The organism is Pseudomonas sp. SIMBA_068, assembly GCF_046534705.1.
Classification (GTDB): domain Bacteria; phylum Pseudomonadota; class Gammaproteobacteria; order Pseudomonadales; family Pseudomonadaceae; genus Aquipseudomonas; species Aquipseudomonas putida.
On record NZ_JAWRYI010000104.1, the window covers coordinates 1 to 388 of the forward strand.

The following is a 388-nucleotide window of genomic DNA, read 5'->3' on the forward strand; positions in this document are numbered from 1 at the left end:
CGTAGAATCCAACCACCCCCACCACGGGCTTGAACGAGGGCTGTATGCACACCACTTCCGGACGCAGGGTCTATGGCCTGTTCCTGGCACTTCTGACCGCGCTGCTGTGGGGCATCCTGCCGATCAAGCTCAAGCAGGTGCTGCTGGTGATGGACCCGGTCACCGTCACCTGGTACCGCCTGCTGGTTTCCGGTGGGCTGTTGTTCGCCTGGCTGGGGGCCAATCGCCGGCTGCCAGCGTTCGGCAAGCTCGGGCGCAAGGGCAAAGGGCTGGTGGCTGTGGCCGTGCTCGGCCTGATGGGCAACTACGTGCTGTACCTGATCGGCCTCAAGCTGCTCAGCCCTGGCACCGCACAACTGGTTGTACAGGTCGGCCCGGTACTGTTGCT

1 protein-coding gene is annotated in these 388 nt (G+C 64.2%); it reads left to right on the top strand.

Features of this window, described 5'->3' with window-relative positions:
- Positions 1–44: 44 nt before the first annotated feature.
- On the top strand, positions 45–388 hold a 344-nt coding region (locus SB756_RS28370), incomplete at its 3' end, for an EamA family transporter (protein WP_410912816.1).